This is a genomic window from Kribbella sp. NPDC049174 (assembly GCF_043197365.1).
Lineage (GTDB): Bacteria > Actinomycetota > Actinomycetes > Propionibacteriales > Kribbellaceae > Kribbella.
The window spans coordinates 1-21,080 of sequence record NZ_JBICSZ010000013.1 but is presented as its reverse complement, the minus strand read 5'-3'; the positions used below and the strand labels follow the sequence as shown (position 1 = coordinate 21,080).

Sequence of the window (21,080 nt, the reverse complement as noted above, 5' to 3'; positions counted from 1 at the left end):
TCGATGAGGCAAGCCCATCATCCCGAATAGACTTCGCCCCTTCTGACACGCCCCGATACCCTCATCGTGTGATTGACGCGAAACTGCTCCGTGAGAACCCCGATGTCGTGCGCGCGGCCCTGACCAAGCGCGGTGAGAGTGCGGACCTGGTCGACCAGATCCTGGTCGCAGACAGTGAGCGTCGATCGTCCATCTCCGCCTTCGAGGCGCTGCGGGCCGAGCAGAAGGGTCTCGGCAAGCAGGTCGCCCAGGCCAAGGGCGACGAGCGGGCCGCGCTGCTGGAGCGGACCAAGGCGCTGGCCGCCGAGGTGAAGGCCACCGAGGCCGCCGCGAACGAGGCCGGGAACCGCTTCGACGAGCTCGCCCGCGCGCTCCCGAACCTGGTGTCCGACGACGCCCCGGTCGGCGGCGAGGACGACTACGTCGTGGTCGAGGAGGTCGGCAAGCCCCGCGACTTCGCCGCCGAGGGCTTCGAGCCGCGCGACCACCTCGAGCTGGGCGAGCTGCTCGGCGCGATCGACATGGAACGCGGCGCGAAGATCTCCGGCTCGCGGTTCTACTTCCTCAAGGGCGCCGGCATGCTGCTGCAGCTCGGCATGCTCCAGCTGGCCATCCAGCAGGCGGTCGAGGCCGGCTTCACCCCGATGATCACGCCGACGCTGGTCAAGCCCGAGGTGATGGGCGGCACCGGGTACCTGTCGGCGCACGACGACGTCTACCGGCTCGACGACCCCGAGCTGTACCTGACCGGCACGTCCGAGGTCGCGCTGGCCGGCTACCACATGGACGAGATCCTGGATCTGTCCGACGGTCCGCTGCGGTACGCCGGCTGGTCGTCGTGCTACCGCAAGGAAGCCGGGTCGCACGGGAAGGACACCCGCGGGATCATCCGCGTCCACCAGTTCGACAAGGTCGAGATGTTCTCCTACTGCACCCTCGAGGAAGCTGCCGCGGAGCATCAGCGGCTGCTGAACTGGGAGAAGGAGATGCTCGACAAGATGGAGCTGAGCTACCGGGTGATCGACACCGCGACCGGTGACCTCGGCATCTCGGCGTACCGGAAGTTCGACTGCGAGGCGTGGGTGCCGACGCAGGGCCGGTACCGCGAGGTGACCTCGACGTCGAACTGCACCGACTTCCAGGCCCGCCGGCTGAACATCCGGCACCGCGACGCCGACGGCAAGACCCAGCCGGTCGCGACGCTGAACGGGACGCTGGCCACCACCCGCTGGATCGTCGCCATCCTGGAGACGCACCAGTTGGCCGACGGCTCGGTCCGGGTGCCGACCGCACTGCGTCCGTACGTCGGCGGTCGTGAGGTCCTCGAACCGGTTGGCAAATGACGGACACGCCGCGGCCGACGGCCGTTGCCCTGGACATCGATGGCACCCTGCTCGACCACGACGATCAGCTGTCGCCGGCGGTGATCGACGCGGTCCGGCGGACCGCTGCCGAAGTACCGGTGATCCTGGCCACCGGCCGCGGCTGGCAGACCACCCGGCCGGTGGTCGAGCGACTCGGTCTGGCCGCCGGCGCATTGGTTGTCTGTAGCAACGGTGCGCGGACGCTCCGGTTCCCGGCCGGCGAGGTGGTCGACGAGCGGACCTTCGACCCGACGACGGTGATCGCGTCGGTGCGCCAGCACGCGCCGAACGCCCGGATGGCGGTCGAGGAGTACGACGGCAGCTACCTGGTCACCGCGCCGTTCCCGGACGGCGACCTCGGGGCCGACGCGCAGATCCGGGTGGTCGGTCCCGACGAACTGGCGCCGGAACCCGTGACCCGGTTGATCATCCGGGACCCGGAGCAGTCGGAGGCGGACTTCGTCCACCTGGCGGAACGCCTCGGCCTGCACGGGGTCAGCTACTTCGTCGGCTGGACCGCGTGGCTGGACATCGCCCCCGAGGGTGTGGACAAGTCGACCGGGCTGAAGGTCGCGCTCGCGCAGTACGACCTGGACCGCTCCGGCCTGGTCGCACTCGGGGACGGACGCAACGACATCGAGATGCTGACGTACGCCGGTCTCGGGATCGCGATGGGGTCGGCGCCGGACGAGGTGAAGGCGGCCGCCGACGAGGTGACCAAGTCGGTCCAGGACGACGGCGTCGCCGCTGTCCTCAATCGCTGGTTCTGACCCACCCGTCCAGTCGAACCCATGGCGACGGTGCTGCCAACACCTTTCGAGCAGTATCGAAAGACTTGACAGCAAGAGCTTGCCGAAAGCAACCGAAAGGCCCGGAACTCCTGCGTTCGCAGGGGTTCCGGGCCTTCGCGTTCAGAGTCCGATAGTCCGCTGGCGGGCCGAGTATCGGATCAGGCGACGCGGCTGCCACCGGTCCGGCGTGGCTGGCGCTGCTGGTCGACGACCGTGTCGAAGGCGTCGAGCACGGCGCTGACCTGCGGCCGCGGCCGCGGGGTCTTGACGGCCGGGCTCTGACCGCGGCGCGCCCGGCGCAGGTGACGCTTCACCGTCGACAGCGAGCATCCGAGCCGCATGGCCAGCGACTCGAGGCTGTCGTTCGGGTACTGCGTCCGCAGCCGCAGCACCTCTTCGTGGCTGACCGGCCGGCGGGTCCCACGGGCCCCGGCGAGCTGGTCGAAGTCGTCGGCCTGCACCTCGACGTCGAGCAGGTTGCGCATCGAACGCCGTTGTGCGGCAGTGGTTCCGGCGACGAAACCGCTGACATCGTGCTCGGCAACCGCGCTGTACAGGCAGTCGGTGAACAGCGGACACGAGGCACACAAGGCCTTCGCCTCCCGCACGAGCTGTTCGTACCGCTCGCGGGTCCGCCGGGTGGCGGAGGCGGGCGGCGGCTCTTCCATCAGGCGGTGCTGGAAAATGTCCGACCGGGCGATGCAGCCGGTCAGTGCCCCTTCCGTGCTGGAAGATGTGTCGACAGCGGCTCGGGAACTGCTGCCCCCTGATCCCGCTAGATTGGCGCTGTTGACGGTCATCGTGGCTCCCCAAGTATCAGGACCCGTGTGAACGAACGACGAATGACGTTCGGCCATGCGGATCCACTAGCTGATGGATCGACGAACTGTTGCCGACCCACCGTTGTCGCCCCGGCGTGGGACGCACCGATCCATAACTGTTGACGCCGCTGCTGTGGTTTTGGTTGCAGCCAACTCCACAACAGTTCTTCGACGTTTGTATGTGCTTCCAGGGTGGGGCTGCATCAGTCGCGCTGATCCAGAACAGGCTTACGACGCGGCCGAATCGCCCCCGGTTCCCCGCCAGACCACCGCATGAAATCACGCGTAAACCGTGCTGCGCAGGGGAACTTGCTGCCTTTGCAGCATCCTGCCGTAACGGTCTGGTGACGTTGTTCAAGGCTCAATCAGATTGGTCAGAAAGGTCTCAATCCGGGCCCGGATCGCTTGCGCCGGATGGCCGGGAGGGGTAATGAGCATTCCTCAGAAGTCCGGATACGGTGGTGCGGTGACGGCACCCGACAACCTCCGCCCACCCCGTCTGATCGCCACCGATCTTGACGGAACCTTAGTACGCCGCGACGGAACCATCTCGGCGCGGACCCGATCAGCTGTGCTCGCGTCCCAACATGCCGGAAGTGTTTTCGTGATGGTCACCGCCCGGCCACCTCGCTGGCTGCACGACCTGGCCGACCTGGTCGGCGAACACGGTGTCGCAATCGTTGCCAACGGCGCCATTTTGTACGACGTCGTACGGCGGCAGGCGATCCGGACCCGGCTGATCGACCCGGCGGTCGCCCTCGAGGTGGCCCAGGCGATCCGGGCCGAGATTCCCGACGTGGAGTTCGCGATCGAGCGATCCGACCGCTACGGACAGGAGCCGCAGTACGTGAACCGCTGGCCGAAGCCCGACGACACGTTGGTCGCCGGTATCGAGGTGCTGCTGTCCGAGCCGGCCGCGAAGCTGCTCGTCCGTCATCCCAGCTGGCATTCCGACGAGTTGCTGGCCCGCATCAACCCGGTGGTCGCCGGTCGGGTCACCGCGAGCCACAGCGGCGGGACGAGCCTGGTGGAGATCTCGGCGAGCGGTGTGTCGAAGGCGGCGATGCTGGCCGATTTCGCCGCTACGCAAGGGATTTCGGCGACGGAGTCGATCGCTTTCGGTGACTCGATCAACGATCTGCCGATGCTCGCCTGGGCCGGTACGTCGTACGGGGTGGCCAACGCGCACGCCGAGGTGCTGGCGATGGTCGACACCATCTGCCCGTCAAACGACGAGGACGGCGTCGCCGCCGTCCTCGAAGAGTTGTTTCAGCCTTTGAATTAAGGGCTTACAGATACAACCCGCCGCTGCCGGGGCCGTCGGTGTTGGTGGCCTGCGGCGCGCCCGGGAAGCCGGGCACCTCTTCGCCGTGGATCTGCTGGCCGCCGGGCAGTGCGCGACGCATCTGCTCGAGCTGCTGGCGGGCCGCCATCTGCTGGGCGAACAACGCCGTCTGGATGCCGTGGAACAGGCCTTCCAGCCAGCCCACCAGCTGCGCCTGCGCGATCCGCAGCTCGGCCTCGGTCGGCACGCTGTCGTCGGTGAAGTCGAGGCTGAGCCGTTCCAGCTCCTCGACCAGCTCCGGTGCGAGGCCGCTCTCGAGCTCCTTGATGGAGGCCTCGTGGATCGACTTCAGCCGCTGCCGCGACGCTTCGTCGAGCGGGGCCGACTTCACCTCCTCGAGCAGGTTGCGGATCATGTTCGCGACCCGCATCACCTTGGCCGGCTGCTCGACGAGCTCGGTCACCGAGCGCGGCTCCTCCTGCTCGTCGTCGGCGTCGGAGCGTGGCGGCCCCTCGACGGCCATGCCGTCCGGCCCGACGATCAGCACCTTGCCGTCTTCGGTCCGCGCCCCGGCCATCGGCATCTCCTGGCCCTCGCTGCTGCTCTCGCTCATCTGCCCATCCTAGGCCGGGTCCCGGCTGCCACGGCCTGTGGGCTGTGAGTGATTACGACGAGCGAGCGCGATGGCGGCGGACGGCGTCGCGGTTGGCGCAGGCGGGGCTGCAGTACCGCTGCCGGCCGGTCCGGGACAGGTCGGCGTACACGTTGTCGCAACCGTCCGTCGCGCAGCGGCCGAGCCGGGTGATGCCACGGCCCGCGAGGTGCAACGCCGTACCCGTGCTGATCAGCGTCGCGACCAGTCGCCCGACCGGGACCTTGTCCGGCCGGTAGTGCACATGCCAGCCGTCGCCCGCGTGGTTGGTCAGCCGCGGATGCTCGGTGTACTTCGCCAGCATCGCGTTGACCAGGTCGACCCGCGTCTGCTCGTCCTTCGCGTCGACCACTGCGAGCCACTCGTCCAGCGCAACCCGTACGGCGGCGAGGTCGGCGTCGGTGACATTGCGCTCGCGGACCAGCCGGCTTTCGACGCCGCTCTCCTCACAGCGCTCGGCCAACTCCGCAGGCGAGTTGGCCGGCCGCATGACGAGGTTGACGGCCAACAGAACCGCGTCGGCGCCGTAAGGGTTGAGATGCATAATGGCATTACATCACGATGGATCCATGACAGCCAGACTCGAAGCCCACCGCCACCGTTGGACGGTGGCGTCCTCCCATCAGGTCAGTGAAGGCCTGGTCGTCTACCAGCGGTGTGCCTGCGGTCAGTGGAGAGTCACCAGCACACCGCCGTACCCGGTTGCCTACCCCGAACAAGCCCGCGTCGCCAGCTAGTCGATCCGGCTCACCATGGGCAGTCGCGACCGCGTCATCAACCAGGCGAGGAGCCCGGCGAACAGCGGTACGACGATCACGATGCCGCCGATCTCCAGCCAAGGCACCACGAAATGCGGTGATCCGAAGGCCGCGTGCGCTGTATAGCCGTAGAGAGCACCGACACCCACGCCCAGTACGCAACCGAGCTGCCCGAGCACCCACGCCTGCGCGGCCGCTAGGTTCCGCCGCCGGCGTGGTTGCGCACCGATCGCCGCGAGCGTCGCCAGGTCGGCCCGGCCCTCCGCCGCGGACAACGACACCGAGATCGCCACCCCGAGCAGCGTGACCACGGTCGCCGCCGCGAGGATCCCGATCAGGAACAGACGCGCGGGGCTCTGGTATCCCTGCTCGACGGTCACCAGGTCGTCGTGCCCGAGCAGTCGATTCGCGGCGGCCAGCGCCTCGTCGGACGGCGTACGGCTCAGCTCGTACTCGACCTGGAGCGTGTCCACCGTGCCCAGCTTGGCCGCTGCCTGCGGGCTGATGAGCGCGCTGTCCCGCAGCAGTTGAATCGCCGGTATGCCGCCTGCGTAGACCGCTGGGTGACGGTCGATCCGCTTGCCGCCGGTCGAGGTGTCGCTGATCAGTTCAACGCTGTCTTTGGTGGTCAGGTCCGCCTTGGGCAGCACGATCTGGCCGGCCCGCAGCTCCGTGGCCGCGCCCTCGAGGCCGGCGAACTTCCCGACGTATGCCGGATCGACCACGAGCAGATTGAAGCCGCCTTCTCCGTTGGTCGTCTCGGGTGCTCGGGCGAAGATGGACGGGACGTACCCGTACTCGCCGATCGGCTTCACCCCGGGCGCCGTGATGTTGCCGATGCGGTAGGTGTTCTGGACCGGCAGTAAGGATGCGACGCGCTGCTCCGTTGCGGCCGAGTACGGCACCGAGCCGGTACCGAACGGCAGGATCGCGTTGCCCGATCGACCTGCCGGTATGTACTCCTTCGCCTCCGCGGCGATCGCGTTCGATGCTGCGAAGGCGACCGCGGCCGTGCCGGCGACGGCCATCATGATCGCCGCGGTGGCCGGTCCGGTGCGGTGCCGGTGCCGGGCGGCGTCGCGCAACGCCAGCCGACCGCTCAGTGGCAGGCGTCCGGCGAGGCCGGACAGCTGTCCGACCAGGCTGGGCAGCAACCAGACGAGCCCCGCGATCACTGCGGTGATCCCCAGCAGAACAAGGGCGATCGGCCCGGTCGGTGTCACGGTGGCCTGATAGCCGGCCTCGTCCGGCACCGTGCGCCTCGCCTCGGCGAGCGCCGACGCCAGCATCGTGCTGCCGGCCAGGACCAGGGCGACACCCGCGATCACCATCACCACAGCGGTTTTGCGGACCTTCGCCTTGCCGATGGTCGCCGCGAACCGGCCGGCCAGCGCGGCGAGCGGAGCCTGCCGGCCGGCACTCACCGCGGGAACGACCGCCGCCGCCAGACCGGCGAGCACACCGAGCAGCGCGATCACGATCACGCTGACCCACGGGATCTGCCAGGACAGGAACAGTTGCGAGTTCATCCGCTCCCACAGCGGCTTCCCGGCGATCAGTACGACGGCTGCCAGCAGCAGACCGGTCGTCACCCCGACCACACCGGCGAACAACCCTTGCAGCAGGACGATCCGGCGTACGTCGCGCGCCGTACCGCCTGTCGCCATCACCAGACCGAGTTCGCGCGTCTGCCGGCGAGCTCCGACCGCGAACGCCGTACCGGCGAGCAGCACGATCTCCAGCATGCCGAAACTGATCGCGAGCGCCATCGCGGCGTACGGGGCGATGTCGCCCGATCCGCTGCTGTACATGTCCGGCGGCGGGTTCACGATATTTGCCCGTGGCAACAAGAACAGGCCGTGGTTGCGCAGCGGTCCGGCGAGTGTGGTCGCGTCGACCGAGTCGGGCAGGTCGACCAGGTACCGGACGGAAGCGGTCGGATCGACGGCCACCAGCGATGTGCCGGTAGGCGCGAGAATGGTCCTTGCCCACGGCTGGTTCGCCGGACGGACAACACCGACGACCGCGTACGACGTCCCGTCCGCACTGCGCACCGTCGCACCGGTGAGGTCACTGATGCCGAGGTACTTCGCGAGCGCCGGTGAGATCGCCACCTCCGATCGCGACGTGGGGTAGCGACCCTCGTCGAGCCGGATCGTGTCCTTGGCGAGCGGACTCTGCGCGTCACCCGTCAGCACGCTGACCGTGCTGGTCGTCGACGGTCCCTGGATGTCTGTCGTACCGGCGTCGACGATCATTCTCGCCACCGTGCTACCCGCCGGCAGCAACGTGCGCGGATCGAACGTCGCCGGGACCCGGACCGGCTTCTCGGCACCCTCCGCGGGCGCCGGCTCGCCCGATCCCAGCACATGCGGCATGTCCATCGGTGCGAACCTGCCGTACTGCGAGACGTCCACGCGCGCGTCCGCCTGACCGATGCTCAACCTGGCCAGCGTCTCCCCGGTCGGACTGCTCGTCTTCAGCACCACGCCCATCCAGGTCGCAGCCAGAACCGGCAGACCGATCAGTGCCGCGACCAGGAAGGTGCGGCCGAGTGATCGTCTGGTCGTGCGGCGGGCGATCCGAAGGGGTGGTCCCCAGCCGCCCATCAGTGGCTCTCCTGCAGCAGGGCATCGGCGTCGGGGAGCGGGCCGGACTGGCCTACCAGCACACCATCGCGCAGGTAGACGACGCGGTCGGCCCAGGCTGCGTGCCGGGCGTCGTGGGTGACGAGGACTCCGGCGATGCCGTGCTGGTCGCAGCGGTCGCGGAGGAGTTGGAGGACCGCTTCGCCGGTGTCGGAGTCCAGAGCACCGGTGGGTTCGTCGGCCAGGAGCAGGCGGCGTTCGCCGACGATCGCGCGGGCGATGGCGACTCGTTGCCGTTGGCCACCGGACATGTCTTCGGGGAATCGGTCGGCGAGTTCACCGATGGCCACCTCCGTGAGGGCTGCTTCGGCGTACTTGCGGGCGGTCCGGGTCCGGGTGCCGTCGAGTTCGAGCGGAAGTGCGACGTTCTCGGCCGCGGTCAGGGCGGGAATCAGGTTGAAGTCCTGGAAGACATAGCCGATCCGGCGCCGCCGCAGCGCGGCGACCGCGTTGCGGCTCAGCGTGGTGAGGTCGTTGCCGTCGACAAGCACCTGACCCGCGGTGGGCTGGTCGAGTCCGCCGGCGCAGGTGAGCAGCGTGGACTTGCCGGAACCGGACGGACCCATCACCGCGACGAGTTCGCCCGCCTCGACGGACAGGTCGACATTGCGGAGGGCGTGGACCGCCTGCTCGCCCTGTCCGTGGGTCCTGGTCAGATTGCGGAGGTCGAGGATCGTGCTCATCGCTGGGCCCCCAGGTGATCTTCGTGCGGCTCGGGTACGGCGGCCGGTGTCGTCCCGGTCGGCGTCGTATCGGTGGATGCTTTGGCGCGGTGGCGTAACAGCATCGCTTCGCAGTGGTCGAGCCAGCGGATCTCCGCCTCGGCGGCGAAGATCATCGATTCGAGCACGAGCTGCCAGGAGATGTCCGCGTCACGACTGGTGCGCTTGAGCTTGGTCAGCTCCTGCAGGGACTGCATGGTCGACATCCGCTGGCGCTGGACGACGGCACTCACGTCCACTCCCGGTACGGCGAGAGCCAGCGCGAGCTTGATCGCCAACTCGTCGCGAGGCCGCGATTCGCGGGTCACCGGGGTGTCGAACCAGTTCGCCAGCTCGGCCTGGCCGGCCTCGGTGATCTCGTACATCGACCGGCCGTCGCCCTCGGTGGACGCGGCCCGGACCAGTCCGTCGCGCTCGAGGCGGGTGAGCGTGGTGTAGACCTGCCCGATGTTCAGCGGCCAGGTCGCACCGGTCGCCGCCTCGAACTCACCCCGCAGTTGGTAGCCGTACTTCGGCTCCTTGCGGAGCAGGGCCAGCAATCCGTGCTTGATCGACATGGATACTGAGTATGCATACTGAGTATGCTCGAGTCAACGGTTGCCGTCGACCAGGCGACGGACGAGGCGCTCGGTGGTCTTCTCGATGTCGTACGGGCGGCCGGTGCCAGGGGTGAGGTGGTCGAGGACGAGGCCGTCGATGGCGAAGTGGAGGAGGCGGATCTCCTCGGCGCCGCCGGGCAGGCCGGCGTTGGAGTTGAAGGCGACGTCGGCGTCGAAGCCCTGCCGCAGGGTGCGGGACAGGATCTCGTGCAGGCCGGGTCGGCGGGCCGCTTCGAGGCGCAGTTCCAGCAGGGCGAGCGACAGCTCGGGCCGGCCGAGCAGTCGCTCGACGATGTAGTGGACGTAGTCGACCATGAGGTCGATCGTCGGTTCGCGCTTGGACAGTGGCTCCAGGACGGCCTCGTCCGGGGCGAGTCGCTCGAAGATCCGCTCGCCGAGGGCGCCGAGCAGCGCGTCCCGAGTGCGGAAGTAGTTGGACGCCGTACCGGCCGGGAGTCCCGCCGCCGCGTCGACGGCTCGGTGGGTCAGGCCGCGGGCGCCGGCTTCCGCGAGGACGGCCAGGCCTGCGTCGGCGAGTTGGGTACGGCGTTCCGGGTTCCTGGGCATGTTGACAAGGCTAGCAGAGATCCACTACAACTGTCGTACACAACAACGACAGCTGTAGTAGTCAGGAGAACGTATGCAACCCGCCGCATTCGGCGCCACCGTGGTCACCGACCGACCGGCGGACGTCGCCGCCTTCTACCAGCAGCACTTCGATCTGCAGCTCACCCTCGACCTCGGCTGGTTCCTGACCTTGCGTCGCGGTGAGGCGGACTGGGAGATCGCCATCTGTCAGCGCGGCCACGAGACGGTTCCGGCCGCGGTGAACCAGCTGACCGAGAGCACGAACGTGTTCGGTTTCGTCGTCGAGGACGCGGACAAGGTCGCGCAGTCCCTGATCGAGGCGGGCGTGACGCTCGAGTCAGAGGTGGTCACCGAGGTGTTCGGCCAGCGTCACTTCTTCGTCCGCGACCCGGAGGGCACCTGGCTGGACGTCATCCAGCTGGTGGCCCCGGATCCGGACTGGCTGGCCGCCAACTTCCCGGCGACGTGAGCTGCCTTCCGCCCTGAGATGGTCCTGCCGCCCTCAGACGGTGAGCAGGACCTTGCCGATCTGGGCGGACTGCTCGAGGGTGTCGTGCGCCTGGGCGACCTGGTCGAGGGGGAAGGTGGTGTGCACGATCGGGCGCACCTTCTTCTCCGCGATCAGCGGCCAGACGTGGCCGACGACCTCGCTGAGGATGTGGCCCTTCTCCGCCACGGAACGGACACGGAGAAGGGCTCCGGTGATCGAGCCGCGACGGCTCATCAGCCGGCTGATGTCGAGCTCGCCCTTGGTGCCGCCCTGCAGGCCGATCACCACGAGGCGTCCGTCGTACCCGAGGGTCTTCACGTTGTCGGACAGGTACTTCGCGCCGATGATGTCGAGGATGACGTCCGCGCCGGCGCCGCCGGTCGCCTCCTTCACCACTGACGCCCACTCGGCTTCCTTGTAGTTGATCGCGACGTCGGCGCCGAGCCGGGTGCAGAACTCCATCTTGTCCGTGCTGCCGACAGTGGTCAGCACCCGCGCGCCATGCGCGACCGCGAGCTGGATCGCCATCGTCCCGATCCCCGACGCGCCGCCGTGGACGAGCAGGGTCTCGCCCTCCTTGAGGTGCGCGGTCATGAAGACGTTCGCCCACACCGTGGCGACCACCTCAGGTAGCGCCGCGGCGCTGATCAGGTCGAGCCCGTCGGGGACAGGCATCACCTGCGGCGCCGGTACGACGACCTTCTCGGCGTACCCGCCGCCCGCGAGCAGGGCGCAGCACTCGTCACCGACGGACCAGCCCTCGACCTCGGCGCCGACCGCGGAGATGGTCCCGGACACCTCGAGCCCGAGCGTCCCCGGCGCGCCCGGCGGTGGCGGATAGAGACCCTTCCGCTGGAGCAGGTCGGGCCGGTTCACCCCGGCCGCGACCACGTCGATGACGACCTCGTCGACGGCCGGTGTCGGATCCTCGATCTCGCCGATCCGGAGAACTTCGATTCCGCCGGCACCCTCACATACGACAGCTCGCATGCTGCACACGGTACCCGTTACGTTCGGACGATCTCGGCCATGTCTCGGGCGATGCCGTCGAGGTGAACGGTGGTGCCTATCGAAGCGAACCAGTCCCATAGTTCAAGCGAGTGGTAGAGCCGGTAGAGAGTGGTCCGTTCCCGCCAGTCCGGTGGCAGGTCGCCGTACCCCTCCTGGAGGCCGGCAAGCTTCTGTTCGTCGCCGTGGATGGAGTAGGACTGCGTCTTGGCGAGGTCCATCAGCGGGTCGGCGGCGATCGCGTTCTCGACGTCGATGAAGCCGGTGACGCGCCCGATCGCCGGCTCCACCAGCACGTTGCCCTCGTGGAAATCGTTGTGACACAGGACCGGCGTCGTGGCGTTGTCGAGGAGTACGGCGTGCGTCTCGACGTACTCGCGAATGCCTTTGTGTAGTGCGGGATCGCCGTTCAGGTCCTCGAATTCCTTGAGTTTCTTGGCGAACTGGCGACGCATGTACCGCGGGTTGTCCGGCAACGGGTCGAGGATCTCGTCGGTGAGATAGCCGTACGCCGGCTGCTCGATGCGATGGATCGCGGCGAGGAGTTGTCCGAGTTGTCGGTACGTCGCCCGCCAGTCGGACGGATCGGTCTCGGACAGTGGTACGCCGTCCAGTTTCGTCAGGATGGTGAAGCTGTCGCCGACATGAATGACTCTGGGGACCGCGCCGACCAGTTGTGCTTCGAGCAGGCCGTAGACGTGGACTTCCTTGGCTTGTTTCCAGGCCCACTCGGGTGTGTAGACCTTGACGATCAGCGGTTCGGCGGCGGTACGTCGTACCTCGAAGACCGTGCTGAGCTGGCCGCCGGTACGCCGTACGACTTCGGCGATCTCGCTGCCGGGGCAGGCCTGGGCAACCATCGCCTCGATGTCCACGACTTCACCGTAGGAGTGGTGTCCACCGGTTATTCAGTCGTCGAGGTCGGCCCAGGTGTCCACGTCATGGCCGGCCCGAGTCGGCGCGGACCAGATCAGGTCCAGGCCGACCAGGGAGCGTCGTACCGACTTGTCTCGGGGGTCGCCGACCTGCTGGATGGCTTCGGTGAGTTTGGTCCGACGGTAGGCCGTGGCGAGGTGTTGTTCGTGGCCTTCCGTGTCGCGTAGGCCGTGGCCGTCGTGGTCGCCGAGCCCGTTGATCAGGTTGGTGATGTCGCCCTTGGTCAGCCAGGGGAGGTCGCAGCTGAGCACCACGACGACGGGAGTGGTGCCGTGGGCGAGTCCGGCCGCGATTCCCGCCATCGGGCCGCCGGACGGTGGGGCCTCGACGGTCCAGTCGACCGGGCGGCACGTGGTCCGGACCGGGCCGACCACCACGGTCGACTTGGCGTCTTCCGTTGCCGTCAGCACCCGGTCGAGCATGGTGACGCCCTCGAGCACCAACATGGCCTTGTCCACCCCGCCGAACCGGGTCGACCCACCCCCGGCCAGCACCAACGCGTCGTACTCCACGCTGACAGTGTGCCAACCGCTCGTACGTCGCGTGGCGGGGCCCGGGGTGGCGGGAATGCGGCACCATGGAAGCGTGAAGATCGCCGTGGTGCAGACCGCCAGCAGCTACGACAAGGCCGCCAACCGCGAACTGGTGACCCGGGTCGTCGCTGACGCTGCTCGGGAACGGCCGGACCTCGTCGTCCTGCCGGAAGCGATCATGTCCGACTTCGCGGTCGAGGGCGGCTCGGTGGCGGAGGCCGCGGAGGCGCTGGACGGGGAGTTCGTCGCCACGCTGCGCAAGAGCGCGGTGGAGCACGGGGTCGCGATCGTGGCGGGGATGTTCGAACGCAGCTGCGACCAGCACCGTCCGTACAACACGTTGCTGGCGGTCGGCGCGAACGGCTCGCTGCTGGGTGCTTACCGGAAGATCCATCTGTACGACGCCTTCGGGTACAAGGAGTCCGATCAGCTGACGGCCGGCGATGTCGCGCCGGTGGTTGTTTCGGTGGGCGGGCTGTCCTTCGGGCTGATGACTTGCTACGACCTGCGCTTTCCGGAACTGTCCCGGGCGCTTGTTGACGCCGGTGCCCAGGCCCTCGTCGTACCGGCGGCCTGGGTGCGCGGCCCGCTGAAAGAGCACCACTGGACGACCCTGCTGACCGCGCGTGCCGTCGAGAACACCTGCTATGTGGTTTCGGCCGCCCAGAACGGCAAGAAGTACTGCGGCCTCAGCCAGGTCATCGACCCCCAAGGTGTCGCCATCGCATCCGCCGGTGAAGCCGACGGCCAGGCCTTCGCGGAGCTGTCCGCGGACCGGGTGGCCGACGTACGGCATCGAAACCCGTCCCTGAAGAACCGCCGGTACAGAGTCACCCCGCTGTAGTGCGCGGACTCACAGACCACTTCGGGATCGGGAGCGGTTAGCCTCCTGGGGTGGCCGATGCGTTTGATCTGGAGCATCACGGTGATCTCGAGGTGGGGGGTGGGCTGGTCGATCTGGCGGTCAACGTCCGGGTCGGCACTCCGCCGGCCTGGTTGGTCGACGAGATCACGGGCAGTCTGAGCGACCTGGCGTCGTACCCACGGCAGGACGCGGCAGTGGCGGCCGTCGCCGCGCGGCACCGGGTGACGCCGGACCGGGTGCTGCTGACGGCTGGGGCCGCGGAGGCGTTCGTGTTGATCGCGCGCGCGTTCCGGCCTCGGCATGCGGTCGTGGTGCATCCACAGTTCACTGAGCCCGAGGCGGCGCTGCGGTCGGCCGGGCATCTGGTGGACCGGGTGATCCTGCGGCCTGAGGACGGCTTCGTGCTCGATCCGCGCGCCGTACCGGCCGACGCGGACCTGGTCGTCATCGGCAACCCGACCAATCCCACCTCCGTGCTGCACCGCGCCGACGATCTCCGCGAACTGGCGCGGCCCGACCGGATCCTGGTCGTCGACGAGGCGTTCATGGACGCCGTACCGGGCGAACCGGAATCCCTCGCCGGCGCCTCGATCCCGGGGCTGGTCGTGATCCGCAGCCTGACCAAGACCTGGGGTCTGGCCGGCCTGCGGGTCGGGTACGTACTCGCCGCGCCGGGACTGATCGAGCAGTTGGCGGCGGTTCAGCCGCATTGGCCGGTGTCCACTCCTGCGCTGGCCGCGGCAATTGCCTGCAGCAACGAGCATGCCGTCGCCGAGGCGGCCCAGGCTGCTCTCGACATCGAGCGCCAGCGTGCCTATCTGTTGGACGCTCTGGACGGTCCGGTCGGGCCGCGGGTGACGACGTACGGCGTGCCGCGCGCGCCGTTCGTGCTGGTGCAGGTCGAGGGCGCCGACGTACTGCGAGAGGCCTTGCGGGAACGGGGATTTGCCGTTCGCCGGGGTGACACGTTTCCAGGTCTCGGGCCCGACTGGTTGCGGATCGCCGTCCGTCCGGAAGAGATCACCGAGGCCTTCGTGAAGGTGTGGCGCGATCTCCGCGGTTGAACCGAGTCGTCGCTGTAACTCTGGCGGGGTTTAGTCCGTCCTCCATTTGCGCACAGGATGGTCGCAGAGTGCCCGCTCGATGTCCGGCACTCGCGGCCATTTGCGAAGGGAGCAGCGAACATGAGTCTCAACAACGACGACATGACGACCTCGTCCGACGGTGACGAGGGTCTGGCGGACGGTGGCGCGACCGCGGGTGCGACGGATGGCGGTGCCGACGGCGGCGCCGGCGAGTACGGAGGCTCAGCCGGCGAGGGACCTGCGGACGGCGGTGCCAGCCAGGGTGCTACCGATGGTGGTGCGGACGGCGGGGCCGGTGGGTATGGCTCGGGTGGTGAGGGACCTGCGGATGGCGGGGCGACGCCGGGTGGCACGGATGGTGGTGCCGACGGCGGCGCGGGCGGTGGTGAGGGTCCCGCGGACGGCGGCGCGTCGCCTGGTGTCAGCGACGGTGGCGCCGACGGAGGTGCCGATGGTGGTGCTGGGGGCGGTTCCGAAGGTCCTGCTGACGGTGGCGCCGACGAGAACGCGACCGACGGCGGGGCAGACGGTGGCGCCGACAGTGGGGCCAGCGGGAGCTCCGGAAGTTGGTGAGGACGGTGCCGGAGGCCGGGCCGCTGCCGGACGAGCGCCCGGCTCTCCGGCGCTGTGTAGCGGGTGATCTGGACGAGTTCGCGCGTTCCTACTGGGGCGCGCGGGCTCTGCTGTCGCGCGGCCCCGACCTGCCGGCGCCGTACGACGACCTGTTCAGCTTGGAGGCCGCGGACGAGCTGCTGTCCCGCCGCGGCCTCCGTACGCCGTTCCTGCGCATCGCGAAGAACGGTGCGGTTGTCGGCGACGGGCAGTTCACCGGCTCGGGCGGTGTGGGTGCGGAGATCGCGGACCAGGTGCGCGACGACAAGGTGGCAGCGCTCTTCGCCAGCGGGCACACCGTCGTACTGCAGGCGCTGCACCGCACCTGGCCGGCGCTGGTCGACTTCGGCGCGCAGCTGTCGGTGGACGCGGGTCACCCGGTGCAGATCAACGCGTACATCACTCCTGCCGAGTCACAGGGGTTCTCTGCGCACTACGACGTCCATGACGTGTTCGTACTACAGGTCGCCGGTGAGAAGCACTGGACTGTGCACGAGCCGGTGCACCTGGACCCGCTGCGCAACCAGCCGTGGACGGACCACTCGCAGGCCGTAGCGGCGGCTGCGCGTGACCAGGCTCCGGTGATCGACGAGGTACTGCGGCCGGGTGACGCGCTGTACGTGCCACGGGGTTTCCTGCACTCGGCGAAGGCGCTGGGTGGGGTGAGTGCGCACCTGACTGTCGGACTGCACACGATGACGCGCTATCTGCTCGTGCAGGAGCTTGCTGCGCTTGCTGCGGACCAGGCCGCGTTGCGTGCTGCGTTGCCGCTTGGTTTCGATGCTGGCGACCCTGCGCAGGTCAGTGAGGTCTTGCCGGAGGTGGTGGACCTCTTCGTGAAGAAGATCCAGTTCGCGACATCTGACGAGTTGGCTGCGCGCCTGCGCCGTCGTACTTGGTCCAGCACTCGTCCCGCCCCGCTGGCACCGTTGGCCCACGCCGCTTCGATCGCGTCCTTGGCAGTCGGTACGACGGTGCGCCTGCGGGCCGGCCTTCGGTGCCGCGTCGTACCGGGGGATCCTGTGGTTCTGCAGCTTCCCGATCGCACGATCACGCTGCCCGCGATGACGGCGGATGCCGTCCAAGCGGTCTGCTCCGGTGCCGACCACAAGGTCGGTGACCTTCCGGGGCTCGACGAGGCAGATCAGCTGGTCTTGGTCCGGCGGCTGCTCACTGAGGCAGTCCTGGTGACGACCACCTCGTAAGCCGTGGATTGGTTGCAGCGGGCAACAGTAGAGTTGCGGTGTGAGGCGGGCGGACGGTGTGGCTGAGAGGTACCGGGCGGAGACTGGCTGTGCCGCATTGGCCGACTGGCGCGGCGACAGCTTGGTCGCCACCGCCCCACCTGCCGAACGCTGGCTGCTGATCGAATCCCGAAACCCGTGGCCCCGCAACGCACTCACCGCCCTCAGCCACTCCGCTGGCGAGGTCGCGCGGCGGTGCGCCGAGCTTGGGTATCGGCCCGCGTTGATCCGTCGGTACGGGCGGATTGATCGTTCGGCGCCGCGGCGGTGGGGTCTGGTGGATTGCCGGCCTGGGCGTGAGTCGGTGCGGTGGGGTGTGTTGCCGTCAGACGAGCACTTGTTGGAGGTGCTCAGCGGGGCGGATCCGGGCGAGGTCAGTCACGAGCCGGTGTACTTGGTGTGCACGCACGGGCGGCACGACGCGTGTTGCGCCGTACGAGGGCGACCGGTGGCGGCGGCGTTGGCGGCTGCGTATCCCGAGCGCACGTGGGAGTGCAGTCACGTCGGCGGTGACCGGTTCGCCGCGAATGTCGTCGTACTGCCGCATGGGCTGTTCTACGGTCACGTCGCAGCACCTCGCGCCGTCGAGCTCGCCAAGCACTACGACGAAGGACTCGTCGTGCCTGACCTCCTCCGGGGATCGGGTGCCTTCGTCCCGCCGGTGCAGGCTGCGCAGCACTTCGCTCGCGCCGCAGGGCACTCACTCGTCGTCGATGACCTTGGCCCCAGAGCTCTCCGCCAACTGGCCGGCAACCACTGGCAGGTGGATCTCGCCTTGTCCGGCACCGGTCTGATCACCGTCGAAGTGTCGGCTCACCTCGACACGGTCGACGCCAAGCTGACCTGCGCCGGCACTGCGCCCGCCACGGTCCGCCGCTTCCAGTTCCACGGGATCACGTCCAGCTGACAGCGTCCGGGGCTCGGCGCTGCTGTTCGAGAAGGCCGAGCACCAAGGCCAGTGGCGCCCAGTCGCCTCGACCGCGCCTGGTGACGGCGTACGCGCGGAGCCTCGGCTCCGGGTCGCGCAACCGGCGTACCGAGATGCCCGGGGTCTTCGGATTGCCGGTCGGTAGCAGGGCGACGCCGAGACCGGCGAGGATCATCTCCCGCACGAGCGGGAGGCTGTCCGCGCGGTGCGTCACGCGTGGTTCGAAGCCGGCCAGCGAGGCGATGGTGCGTACGACCTGCTCGTCCCCGGCATGGCGGGAGTTCACGATCCAGTCGCTCTCGGCGAAGGCAGCGAGCACCTCGGCTGACGTGCCGGACGTACGGCGGGAGCGAGAAGGCACCCCCAGGCCCCAGGTTGCGTGCCACAGTCGGGCGACCTGAAGGACGGGGTCGAGGTTCGCGGGCGCCAGGTTGTAGTCGTAGCTCACCGCGAGATCGACCTGGCCGCGCTCGAGAAGATCCAGCGCTTCTGGCGGCTCCTGCTCCTGGATCTCCAGCCGTACGGCGGGATGCGCGGCGGCCAGCCGGTGGACGACCGGCAGCAGCGTGTCCCGGATGGCGGTGTGGAACGCGGCCACGCGGACCGTGCCGGTCGGATCGGCCGCCGGATCGAGGTCGGCGCGGGCCGCCTCGACCGCGGCGACGATGTCCACCGCGTGACCGGCCAGCCGCCGCCCGGCTGGGGTGAGCCGGACCCGTCGCCCGTCGGGCTCGAGCAGTGGGACGCCGACCTCGTGGGCGAGCGCGGCGATCTGCTGGGAAACGGTCGAGGTGGTCACCCCGAGCGTCTCCGCGACCGCTCGCATCGACCCGAGTCTCGACAGGGCGAGCAGGAGCTCGAGACGGCGTACGTCCATGGGCCTAATTGTTCAGCTTCCGCGAACGGTATGTCCATGATTCTCACGTGGACGTGAACGGATTGGCGAGCTTCACTGGACGGCATGAGCACCCGAGAGAGCCGTACCGGCGTGGCCTTCGCCGTTCTGGCGATGAGCTTCGTCCAACTCGGTCTCGCGGTGTCGGTCAGTCTGTTCGACCGACTGGGGCCCGAGGGTGCCGCGTGGCTGAGGTTGAGCTTCGCGGCGGTGATCGTGCTGGTTCTGTTCCGCCCCCGGGTCGGTGCCTTCGACCGCCGCTCCCTCGTCGCCGCCGTCGGCCTGGGTGTCGCAACGGGCGCGATGACCCTCCTCTTCATGGCGGCCGCAGCCCGCATCCCGCTGGGTGTCGCGAGCGCGCTAGAGTTCCTCGGACCACTAAGCGTCGCCGTCCTGCGAAACCGAGCCGGCGCTCGCGCTTCCCGCACCGACTCGCGGGGCAGCGTTAGCGATTCCCGCACGGATTCGTGGGGTGGCGCTGGCGATTCGCGCACCGGCTCGTGGGGTGGCGCTGGCGATTCGCGCACCGGCTCGTGGGGCGGCGCTGGCGATTCCCGCGCCGGCTCGCGGAGGTCTCGCTCGGCGCGGGGTCGAGCCGGGCTGGTGTGGCCCGCGCTGGCTCTCGTCGGCGTGATGTTGCTGACCCAGCCGTGGCGCTTCGTGAGTGGCTCGGCAGCAGTGGGTTCGCTGGATGTGCTGGGCGTGGTGTTCGCTCTCGCCGCCGCGGTGTGCTGGGCGTCGTACATCCTGCTCACCCAGCATGTCGGCGACAACGTGTCAGGACTTCAGGGCATGGGTGTGTCCATCCCGGTCGCAGCTCTGGTGGCGACCGCGGTGGCCGGACCGAGCACGATCCCGCTGATGACCTGGGAGCTCGTGGCGATCGGATTCGGCTTGGCGTTGCTGCTTCCGGTCATCCCGTTCACCCTCGAGTACCTGGCCCTCCGCCGCCTCGACGCAGGCGTCTTCGGCACCCTGATGAGCCTCGAACCAGCCCTCGCGCTCCTCGTCGGCTGGCTCCTCCTCCACCAGGCACCAGGCCTCCTCCCCGCCTTCGGCATTGCCTTCGTCGTCCTCGCCGGCATGGGCGCAGAACGCACCTCCGCGCCCCGCCACGCTCCACCCCCGCCGACAGACCAGCCCTCACGGACCGACCAGCCTTCACGGATCGACCAGCCTTCACGGACCGACCAGCCTTCACGGACCGACCAGCCTCCGCCAACAGAGCAGCCCTCGCCGACCGACCAGCGCCCGCCGACCGGACAGCCCTCGCGGACCGACCAGCGCCCGCTGACCGACCAGCCCTCGCCGACGGACCAGCTCTCGCCGACGGACCAGCCCTCACGGACCGACCAGCCCTCGCCGACCGGAGAGTCAGGCGTGCTCAGTCCGGGGTAGGTAGCTGACGGTCGTCCAGGTGGGCGCCGAAGAAGGTGGATTGGCGGGACATGATGTCGCGCATGGGCGTGCCGCGGGGCACGCCGTACACGGTGCCGGGGAAGTCCAGGTCGCGCTGGATCTGCCAGAGCTCCTCGTGCCGGTCGGGCGAGAAGAGCTCAGCCGGATCGCCGACCGCGATCCACCCGATCGGGAGGACCGCGCCAGGTTCCAGACGCGAGTTCACGTGCAGCACGCTGTTGATCCGCAGTTCCGCGCCCGCGCCGGCGACCGAACCGGGAAACAACGCGGCGCCCGTGGCGATGAAGACCTCGTCCTCGACCGTGGCGCCGTTCACGTGTGCATGGGGACCTACCAGGACCGCGTCGCCGAGCAGGGCGGGATGGTCGGCCCGGCCGCGCACCAGAGCGTTCTCCATCACCACACTGTTCGTACCGAGACGGACCTCGCCGTTCTCCGCCGTCAGCACGGCACCATGCAGGACTCTGCTGCCTTCAGCCAGTACGACGGCGCCGCAGAGCACTGCCGATGGCGCGACATAAGCGGATTCGGGCACGACCGGTCGTCGGCCGCGGTGTTCGAGCAGCATTCAGCGCTGTCCCTCCGTTGAGCATCACCTCGTCCTCGTCAGCTGTACAGGTTCGAGCGGCGGATCTCCACTGCCCGGGCCCTCACTACCCGGGCGGCGGTGCCCGGCGGCCGTCCACGTCGGAGGTGGGAGGTTCGGTCGCGCGGGCGATCCGGGTGTTGGAGAAACCGCGAATGTCATGTCGCAGGACATCGGTGACGGTTCTGCATCAGGACATCGGTGACATTCTGAGGGTTCTTGGTGGTGACACTTCCGCACTGAGGCTCGGG

At 68.8% G+C, this 21,080-nt stretch carries 23 protein-coding genes; 11 read left to right on the top strand and 12 right to left on the bottom strand.

Annotated elements, in window-relative coordinates; all coding sequences use genetic code 11:
* Positions 1–68 precede the first annotated feature (68 nt).
* A complete protein-coding gene (serS, locus tag ACGFIF_RS40010) occupies positions 69–1,343 on the top strand; it encodes a serine--tRNA ligase (RefSeq protein ID WP_393162306.1) in 1,275 nt (424 codons plus the stop codon).
* Complete coding sequence (locus ACGFIF_RS40005; protein ID WP_393162304.1) at positions 1,340–2,134, top strand: HAD family hydrolase; 795 nt, start codon at positions 1,340–1,342, stop codon at positions 2,132–2,134. Before serS ends, ACGFIF_RS40005 begins: the two co-directional genes overlap by 4 nt.
* 179 nt (positions 2,135–2,313) lie before the next feature.
* Here ACGFIF_RS40005 and ACGFIF_RS40000 read toward each other — a convergent pair whose 3' ends face one another.
* The gene (locus ACGFIF_RS40000) at positions 2,314–2,823 is read right to left on the bottom strand and encodes a WhiB family transcriptional regulator (RefSeq protein ID WP_393162302.1); all 510 of its coding nucleotides are present in this window, start codon (positions 2,821–2,823) and stop codon (positions 2,314–2,316) included.
* Between the two features lie 583 nt (positions 2,824–3,406).
* Between ACGFIF_RS40000 and ACGFIF_RS39995 the strand changes: the two genes are divergently transcribed.
* Positions 3,407–4,261, top strand: a complete 855-nt coding sequence (locus tag ACGFIF_RS39995) for an HAD family hydrolase (RefSeq protein ID WP_393162300.1) — start codon at positions 3,407–3,409, stop codon at positions 4,259–4,261.
* Between the two features lie 4 nt (positions 4,262–4,265).
* Here the strand turns inward: ACGFIF_RS39995 and ACGFIF_RS39990 are convergent, their stop codons facing one another.
* The gene (locus ACGFIF_RS39990) at positions 4,266–4,874 is read right to left on the bottom strand and encodes a bacterial proteasome activator family protein (protein ID WP_393162298.1); all 609 of its coding nucleotides are present in this window, start codon (positions 4,872–4,874) and stop codon (positions 4,266–4,268) included.
* A 52-nt stretch (positions 4,875–4,926) separates the two neighbouring features.
* A complete protein-coding gene (locus ACGFIF_RS39985; protein WP_393162296.1) occupies positions 4,927–5,457 on the bottom strand; it encodes a CGNR zinc finger domain-containing protein in 531 nt (176 codons plus the stop codon).
* A 25-nt stretch (positions 5,458–5,482) separates the two neighbouring features.
* On the opposite strand from ACGFIF_RS39985, the gene ACGFIF_RS39980 reads away from it, so the two are divergent.
* Positions 5,483–5,650: a hypothetical protein gene (locus tag ACGFIF_RS39980; RefSeq protein WP_393162294.1), complete on the top strand. Its 168-nt coding sequence runs from the start codon at positions 5,483–5,485 to the stop codon at positions 5,648–5,650.
* Here the strand turns inward: ACGFIF_RS39980 and ACGFIF_RS39975 are convergent.
* The 4 genes from ACGFIF_RS39975 to ACGFIF_RS39960 are packed head-to-tail and all read right to left on the bottom strand — an operon-like array spanning position 5,647 to position 10,207.
* Positions 5,647–8,280, bottom strand: coding sequence for an FtsX-like permease family protein (locus tag ACGFIF_RS39975; RefSeq protein WP_393162292.1), 2,634 nt, complete (start codon positions 8,278–8,280; stop codon positions 5,647–5,649). The two genes, ACGFIF_RS39980 and ACGFIF_RS39975, sit on opposite strands and share 4 nt — an antisense overlap.
* Entirely contained in the window at positions 8,280–9,002 is a 723-nt protein-coding gene (locus ACGFIF_RS39970) for an ABC transporter ATP-binding protein (RefSeq protein WP_393162290.1), read from the bottom strand. Before ACGFIF_RS39970 ends, ACGFIF_RS39975 begins: the two co-directional genes overlap by 1 nt.
* Positions 8,999–9,598, bottom strand: coding sequence for a PadR family transcriptional regulator (locus ACGFIF_RS39965; RefSeq protein ID WP_393162288.1), 600 nt, complete (start codon positions 9,596–9,598; stop codon positions 8,999–9,001). The genes ACGFIF_RS39970 and ACGFIF_RS39965 overlap by 4 nt, the downstream gene beginning before the upstream one ends.
* Positions 9,599–9,631: 33 nt before the next feature.
* Positions 9,632–10,207: a TetR/AcrR family transcriptional regulator gene (locus tag ACGFIF_RS39960; RefSeq protein ID WP_393162286.1), complete on the bottom strand. Its 576-nt coding sequence runs from the start codon at positions 10,205–10,207 to the stop codon at positions 9,632–9,634.
* Positions 10,208–10,280: 73 nt separating this feature from the next.
* On the opposite strand from ACGFIF_RS39960, the gene ACGFIF_RS39955 reads away from it, so the two are divergent.
* Entirely contained in the window at positions 10,281–10,697 is a 417-nt protein-coding gene (locus ACGFIF_RS39955; RefSeq protein WP_393162284.1) for a VOC family protein, read from the top strand.
* Between the two features lie 33 nt (positions 10,698–10,730).
* Here ACGFIF_RS39955 and ACGFIF_RS39950 read toward each other — a convergent pair whose 3' ends face one another.
* The 3 genes from ACGFIF_RS39950 to ACGFIF_RS39940 are packed head-to-tail and all read right to left on the bottom strand — an operon-like array spanning position 10,731 to position 13,174.
* Positions 10,731–11,708, bottom strand: a complete 978-nt coding sequence (locus ACGFIF_RS39950; RefSeq protein WP_393162282.1) for an NAD(P)H-quinone oxidoreductase — start codon at positions 11,706–11,708, stop codon at positions 10,731–10,733.
* Between the two features lie 17 nt (positions 11,709–11,725).
* Positions 11,726–12,601, bottom strand: coding sequence for a phosphotransferase family protein (locus tag ACGFIF_RS39945; protein WP_393162280.1), 876 nt, complete (start codon positions 12,599–12,601; stop codon positions 11,726–11,728).
* A gap of 33 nt (positions 12,602–12,634) precedes the next feature.
* Positions 12,635–13,174: a molybdenum cofactor guanylyltransferase gene (locus tag ACGFIF_RS39940; protein WP_393162278.1), complete on the bottom strand. Its 540-nt coding sequence runs from the start codon at positions 13,172–13,174 to the stop codon at positions 12,635–12,637.
* Between the two features lie 73 nt (positions 13,175–13,247).
* Between ACGFIF_RS39940 and ACGFIF_RS39935 the strand changes: the two genes are divergently transcribed.
* From ACGFIF_RS39935 to ACGFIF_RS39915, 5 genes are all read left to right on the top strand, one after another.
* Complete coding sequence (locus ACGFIF_RS39935) at positions 13,248–14,039, top strand: carbon-nitrogen hydrolase family protein (RefSeq protein WP_393162276.1); 792 nt, start codon at positions 13,248–13,250, stop codon at positions 14,037–14,039.
* A gap of 50 nt (positions 14,040–14,089) precedes the next feature.
* Entirely contained in the window at positions 14,090–15,124 is a 1,035-nt protein-coding gene (cobC, locus tag ACGFIF_RS39930; RefSeq protein WP_393162274.1) for an Rv2231c family pyridoxal phosphate-dependent protein CobC, read from the top strand.
* A gap of 120 nt (positions 15,125–15,244) precedes the next feature.
* On the top strand, positions 15,245–15,718 hold the full coding sequence (locus ACGFIF_RS39925) for a BatC protein (RefSeq protein ID WP_393162272.1): 474 nt from the start codon (positions 15,245–15,247) through the stop codon (positions 15,716–15,718).
* Entirely contained in the window at positions 15,715–16,962 is a 1,248-nt protein-coding gene (locus ACGFIF_RS39920) for a cupin domain-containing protein (RefSeq protein WP_393162270.1), read from the top strand. The genes ACGFIF_RS39925 and ACGFIF_RS39920 overlap by 4 nt, the downstream gene beginning before the upstream one ends.
* Before the next feature lie 40 nt (positions 16,963–17,002).
* A complete protein-coding gene (locus ACGFIF_RS39915) occupies positions 17,003–17,908 on the top strand; it encodes a sucrase ferredoxin (protein WP_393162268.1) in 906 nt (301 codons plus the stop codon).
* On the opposite strand, the gene ACGFIF_RS39910 is transcribed toward ACGFIF_RS39915, so the two are convergent.
* Positions 17,895–18,806 carry a LysR family transcriptional regulator gene (locus ACGFIF_RS39910; protein WP_393162266.1) on the bottom strand — a complete coding sequence of 304 codons (912 nt, stop codon included), beginning with the start codon at positions 18,804–18,806 and terminating at the stop codon, positions 17,895–17,897. The two genes, ACGFIF_RS39915 and ACGFIF_RS39910, sit on opposite strands and share 14 nt — an antisense overlap.
* Positions 18,807–18,890: 84 nt before the next feature.
* Between ACGFIF_RS39910 and ACGFIF_RS39905 the strand changes: the two genes are divergently transcribed.
* A complete protein-coding gene (locus ACGFIF_RS39905) occupies positions 18,891–20,222 on the top strand; it encodes an EamA family transporter (protein WP_393162264.1) in 1,332 nt (443 codons plus the stop codon).
* Here the strand turns inward: ACGFIF_RS39905 and ACGFIF_RS39900 are convergent.
* Positions 20,209–20,811: a gamma carbonic anhydrase family protein gene (locus ACGFIF_RS39900; RefSeq protein WP_393162262.1), complete on the bottom strand. Its 603-nt coding sequence runs from the start codon at positions 20,809–20,811 to the stop codon at positions 20,209–20,211. The two genes, ACGFIF_RS39905 and ACGFIF_RS39900, sit on opposite strands and share 14 nt — an antisense overlap.
* Positions 20,812–21,080: the final 269 nt, after the last annotated feature.